The organism is uncultured Abyssibacter sp., from assembly GCF_964000955.1.
Classification (GTDB): domain Bacteria; phylum Pseudomonadota; class Gammaproteobacteria; order Nevskiales; family OUC007; genus Abyssibacter.
This window is the reverse complement of the sequence record NZ_CAXFCL010000288.1, coordinates 1-5,413: the sequence shown is the minus strand read 5'-3', so window position 1 is coordinate 5,413 and position 5,413 is coordinate 1. Positions and strand designations below refer to the sequence as shown.

Below are 5,413 nucleotides of genomic sequence, written 5' to 3'. Positions count from 1 at the left end.
TGCTGCGGGAGTTGCACAAGCGGGCCGGCAGCGATCTGGACACCGAGGATGTCCACATGGCGCTGGCGACCGTGCGCGCCGAATTCGATGAACGGGCGCCGGAGCAGCCGGTCGGCGGTGGTTCCGATGGACAACCCGTGCGCGCGCGTCGCATCAGCATTCGTGGACGGACGCCCAACCAGCGTCGCTACATCGAGAACATTCGAAATCATGACCTGAACTTCGGGATCGGCCCGGCTGGTACCGGCAAGACCTACCTGGCCGTCGCCACCGCCGTCGAGGCCCTGGAGACGGAGCGCGTGCGCCGTCTGGTGCTGGTGCGCCCGGCGGTCGAGGCCGGGGAGCGCCTGGGCTTCTTGCCCGGCGATCTCGCGCAGAAGATCGACCCCTATCTGCGGCCGCTGTACGACGCGCTCTACGAGATGCTGGGCCACGACCGTGTGGCGCGACTGTCCGAGCGCGGGGTGATCGAGATGGCGCCGCTGGCCTACATGCGCGGCCGCACGCTCAACGAGTCCTTCATCATTCTCGACGAGGCGCAGAACACCACCGTCGAGCAGATGAAGATGTTCCTGACCCGCATCGGCTTCGGGTCCAAGGCTGTCGTCACCGGCGATACCTCGCAGGTGGACCTGCCCCGGGGCCAGCGTTCCGGACTGCGCCATGCGGTGGAGTTGCTGCAAGGTGTCGATGGCATCAGTTTTGCGCGCTTCCAGGCCAGGGATGTGGTGCGACATCCGCTGGTGCAGCGGATTGTCGATGCCTACGATCGGGAGGACGCGTGAGCCTCGATGAGATCGACTGGACCGTGCAGCGGGTGGTGGATGTCGAATCGCCATCCGATGCCGATTTCGCTCGCTGGATCGCGGCGGTGGACGCGCGCGTCCCGCTGGCCGGCGAACTGACCCTGCGCATCGTCGACCGCGACGAAAGCCATACACTCAACGAGCAGTGGCGCGGCAAGGCCAAACCCACCAACGTGCTGTCCTTCGGTTACGGCGACGTGCCGGAATTGCTGGGTGATCTGGTGTTCTGCGCGCCGGTCGTGGCCGAGGAAGCGCGTGCCCAGGGCAAGGCGTTCGTCGACCACTGGGCCCACCTGACCATTCACGGACTGCTGCATCTCTCCGGTCATGACCACGAGTTGTCATCCGAGGCGGAGATCATGGAGTCCGAGGAAATCGCCATCCTGGCGACGCTCGGCATATCCAATCCCTACGAGACACAACACGCCGCATGAACGATTCGGAACCTCCCAGTTCGATCGAGCAGGACTCTTCTGACAACTGGCTGCGCCGCCTGGGTCGCAGCCTGGGGGGCGCGCCGCGTTCCCGGGAAGACCTGCTCGCCACGCTACGCCAGGCCGAAGACGACGAGCTGATTGATCGCGACGCCCGCTGGATGATCGAGGGCGTGCTCGAAGTCGCCGAGACCCAGGTCCGCGACATCATGATTCCGCGCGGGCAGATGGTGGTCATCGAGGCCGATGCCAGCCTGGGCGAGGTCGTGAACATCGTCGTCGAGTCCGGACATTCGCGCTTCCCCGTCATCGGCGAGAGCCGTGATGAGGTGCTGGGCATTCTGCTCGCCAAGGACCTGCTGCGGCACATCAGTGCCGCCGGCCGCGATGCCGAGGCGGGCTTCGACGTGCGCAGCGGCATGCACACGGCCGCGTTCGTGCCCGAATCCAAGCGTCTGAACGTGCTGCTCAAGGAGTTCCGTTCCAGCCGCAATCACATGGCCGTGGTCGTGGACGAATACGGTGGTGTCGCCGGTCTGGTGACCATCGAGGACGTGCTGGAGCAGATCGTCGGCGAGATTGACGACGAGTACGACGAGGCCGAGGGCGCCTACATCCTGCGTCAGGACGAGCATCGCTATCTGGTCCGCGCGCTGACGCCCATCGAGGAATTCAACCGCTACTTCAGCTCCGAGTTCTCCGACGAGGAGTTCGACACGGTTGGCGGTCTGGTGACCCACGAGTTCGGGCGGATGCCGTCGCGGGGCGAGTCGGTGAGCATCGGACCGTTCGGCTTCACCGTGCAGCGCGCCGACAGCCGCCGCGTCCAGACCCTGCAGGTGTCGTTGGTGGATACCAACGAGGCCGAGCACTGAGTCTCCGAAGGGGAGCGATTCGCTGATGTGGGTTCGCATGCTGGGCTGCGCCGTGGCGGGCGGCGCGGCCACGCTGGGTTTCGCCCCGTTCAGCTGGTGGCCGCTGACGGCGCTGGCGATGCTGGCGCTGGTCATCGCGCTGTGGAACCAGTCGACTGGCCGCACCTGGCTGCTGGGGTTCGTGTTCGGGTTCACCCATTTCACCAGTGGCATCTATTGGGTCTACTACTCGACGGTCTACTACGGCAACGCGGCGCCGTGGCTGGGCGTGGTCCTGGTCTGCGTGCTGGCCTCCGTGCTCGCGCTGTTCCCGGCGACCCTGCTCGCGTTTGCCCGCCGGTTGTCGCCCTGGACATCGCCGCTGGGCCCCTTCGTGCTCGGGATCGCCTGGACCGCGTCAGAGCTGCTTCGAGGTACGGTGCTGGAAGGCTTTCCGTGGTTGTCGACCGGCTATGCGTTCATCGACACCAACATGCGGGACTGGGGCGCGGTGCTGGGCGTGCATGGCATCAGCGGGCTGTTGTGGACGGCGGCCGGCTGCGGTGTTGCTCTGGTACTGCAGCGGCACTGGCTGAGCCATGGTGTGCCGCTGCTGCTGATTCTCGTGTCGCCGCTGCTGTTGCCGGCGCCGTCGTCCTGGACCATGGCCGACGGCCCGCCGCTGGATGTTGCGCTGATCCAGGGCAACGTGGCGCAGGCGGACAAGTGGCGGGATTCGGAAGGCCCACGGATCGCCGGGCTCTACGAGCGGCTGACCGATGAGGCGCTTGGCGCTGATCTGGTCGTGTGGCCAGAGGCGGCGGTGCCCTACACCTATCCGCAGATCCGGCATGGTTATCTGGCGCGCATCGGGCGGCGCGCCGCCCAGGCTGGCACCGCGGTCGTGCTCGGCACGCTGATCCCGAATGACGAGCGCACGCAGATGCTCAACAGCGTCGTCGGGATTGGCGCGACCGAGGGCACCTATCTCAAGCGTCATCTCGTGCCCTTTGGCGAGGTGTTTCCGCTGCCCGATTTCATGCGCCCGCTGCTGGATGTGGTGGATCTGCGTTTCGCGAACCTCGACACCGGCGACGCGGGCCAGCCGCTGTTTCCGATCGCGCATACGTCGGCGTCGATCTCGATCTGTTTCGAGGACGTGTTCGGCGACGAGATCGCCCGCGAGGGCCGAGGTTCGGGCCTGCTGGTCAACGTGACCAACGACGCCTGGTTCCATGATGCGACCGCCGCGCCGCAGCACCTGCAAATCGCACGCATGCGTTCGGTGGAAACAGCGCGCCCACTGCTGAAGGCCGCCCAGACCGGCATCACCGCGGTCATCGGCCCGGATGGCGAGATTCAGCAGCAGGTGCCGCAGTTCGAGGTTGCGACGCTGCGGGCAAAGGTGCAGCCGGTGACTGGCGAGACGCCCTACATGCGCTGGGACGACCGTCCGCTGTGGTGGGGCTCGGCGCTGGCTGCTCTGGCGCTGCTGGCCGCGAGCCTGGTTCGCCGGCGTCGGGCGGCGTGATCGTGGCCTACCAGCGCGCGAACTGATCCTCGCAGAAGCCGGGTACGTCGCGAATCTCCATCGCCGGCCGGCCCTCGGGCCGTATGGTTCCCGAGAAGTTGCCGAAGTCCTGGCGAAAGTCGCTGGCGATCAGTCCGGCGTTCAGGCGTTCGGTGTGGCGGCCGCAGGGCTGGAAGCGCAGGTCCAGGGTTTCGCAGGCGCTGCGTACGGTCCACGGCGCGGTCAGGTCGTGACGGGAGAAGTTGAAATGCGTTGGGCCGATGGCGATGCGCTCGCCGTCGATCCACAGGCAGTTCTCGGAGAAGCCGGTTTCGTTGACGCCGCAGGAGACGTTGAGGCCCACGCGTTGCGTGCCGATTTGCGCGGTGAAGCAGGCCCAGTTCCAGAACGTCTCCCGGCGCATGAACCCGGCGGAATAGTCGTGGTGGGCGAAGGCGCCGATTTCGCTCAGGTCCAGTTGCACGCCGGCGCCCTTCACATGGCCGAACACGCGGGTGCCGGCGATCTTGCGGGCATAGACCCAGCCGTTGCGCGCGGTTTGCGTGCAAAGCGACATCGGCTGGCAGTGTTCCGGCCCTTCGGAGAAGGTGGCGTCGATCTCGATGCCGCTGCGCGTTTCGACCTGTAGCGCGCGGCCGGCTCGCGAGTAGCGCATGTGCACACTGGCGGGTCGCGTCGACAAATGGCTCTGGCCGTCAATGGGGCGATCAGTCAGCGTCAGCCCACAACCGAACGGTCGTCGCACGCTCACGGCATCCATGACCCCGGTGGATGGCACGAACACGTACATGAAGGCAGCCCCGACCCAGCCGATGTTGGCCAGCGCGCAGCCGGCGAACAGGTCCGGGGCGACGATGCCGTAGTACTCGAACTGCTTGAACGCCATGCGCCTGCGCCAGCGGCCGTGGCGCCGGCCCAGCGGGCTGCGAAAATCCGCCGCCCGCCAGCTCACCTGCTCGGGGGTGGTGTCGAAGATGCCGAGTTGCGCCTGTCCGTTGGCGTTCAGCAGCGATCGCATGGGCGGGGATTGCGTCATTCGGTATCCTTGCGCGCCTTTCCTTGTCCCGGCGCTCGCCGCGCGTTGTAACACATGAGCCAGTCGTACGATCCCGCCGCGATCGAATCCGAAGCCCAGACCCACTGGCGCGAGGCCGCGACGTTCTCGGTGAACGAGGACGATACGCGCGAGAAATTCTATTGCCTGACGATGTTTCCGTACCCGAGCGGGCATCTGCACATGGGGCATGTGCGCAACTACACGCTGGGCGACGTGATCAGCCGTTTCAAGCGCAAGCGTGGATTCAACGTGTTGCAGCCGATGGGCTGGGATGCGTTCGGCCTGCCGGCCGAGAACGCGGCGATCCAGAACAAGGTGCCGCCAGCGGACTGGACCTACGCCAACATCGATCACATGCGCGGCCAGTTGCAGCGCCTGGGTCTGGGCTATGACTGGTCGCGCGAGCTGGCGACCTGCAAGCCGGACTACTACCACTGGGAGCAGTGGCTGTTTACGCGGATGATCGAGCGCGGACTGGCCTACCGCAAGACCGCGGTCGTGAACTGGGATCCGATCGATCAGACCGTGCTGGCCAACGAACAGGTCGTCGACGGTCGCGGCTGGCGCTCCGGGGCACCGGTCGAGCGACGCGAAATCGAGCAGTGGTTCATCCGCATCACCGACTACGCCGATGAACTGCTGGAGGGTCTGGACCGGCTGCCGGGCTGGCCGGATGCGGTCAAGACCATGCAGCGCAACTGGATCGGGCGCAGCGTCGGTGTCGAGGTGGA

6 protein-coding genes are annotated in these 5,413 nt (G+C 66.3%); 5 read left to right on the top strand and 1 reads right to left on the bottom strand.

Annotation, left to right across the window (positions count from 1 at the left end; genetic code table 11):
• The 4 genes from ABNS06_RS13950 to lnt all read left to right on the top strand — a co-directional run.
• Nucleotides 1-785, top strand: a 785-nt coding sequence (locus ABNS06_RS13950; RefSeq protein ID WP_348675203.1) for a PhoH family protein, incomplete at its 5' end; no start/stop codon positions are given.
• Nucleotides 782-1,240 (top strand): rRNA maturation RNase YbeY, encoded by a 459-nt coding sequence (ybeY, locus tag ABNS06_RS13945; RefSeq protein ID WP_348675202.1) that lies wholly within the window; start codon nt 782-784, stop codon nt 1,238-1,240. The genes ABNS06_RS13950 and ybeY, both read left to right, overlap by 4 nt.
• The gene (locus tag ABNS06_RS13940) at nt 1,237-2,115 is read left to right on the top strand and encodes a transporter associated domain-containing protein (RefSeq protein ID WP_348675201.1); all 879 of its coding nucleotides are present in this window, start codon (nt 1,237-1,239) and stop codon (nt 2,113-2,115) included. Before ybeY ends, ABNS06_RS13940 begins: the two co-directional genes overlap by 4 nt.
• A gap of 25 nt (nt 2,116-2,140) precedes the next feature.
• Nucleotides 2,141-3,625 (top strand): apolipoprotein N-acyltransferase, encoded by a 1,485-nt coding sequence (lnt, locus tag ABNS06_RS13935; RefSeq protein ID WP_348675200.1) that lies wholly within the window; start codon nt 2,141-2,143, stop codon nt 3,623-3,625.
• A gap of 7 nt (nt 3,626-3,632) precedes the next feature.
• On the opposite strand, the gene ABNS06_RS13930 is transcribed toward lnt, so the two are convergent.
• The gene (locus ABNS06_RS13930; RefSeq protein ID WP_348675199.1) at nt 3,633-4,661 is read right to left on the bottom strand and encodes a DUF2804 domain-containing protein; all 1,029 of its coding nucleotides are present in this window, start codon (nt 4,659-4,661) and stop codon (nt 3,633-3,635) included.
• Between the two features lie 54 nt (nt 4,662-4,715).
• Here ABNS06_RS13930 and ABNS06_RS13925 point away from each other — a divergent pair.
• Nucleotides 4,716-5,413 (top strand): class I tRNA ligase family protein (locus tag ABNS06_RS13925; RefSeq protein WP_348675198.1); only part of this gene is annotated, 698 nt, incomplete at its 3' end.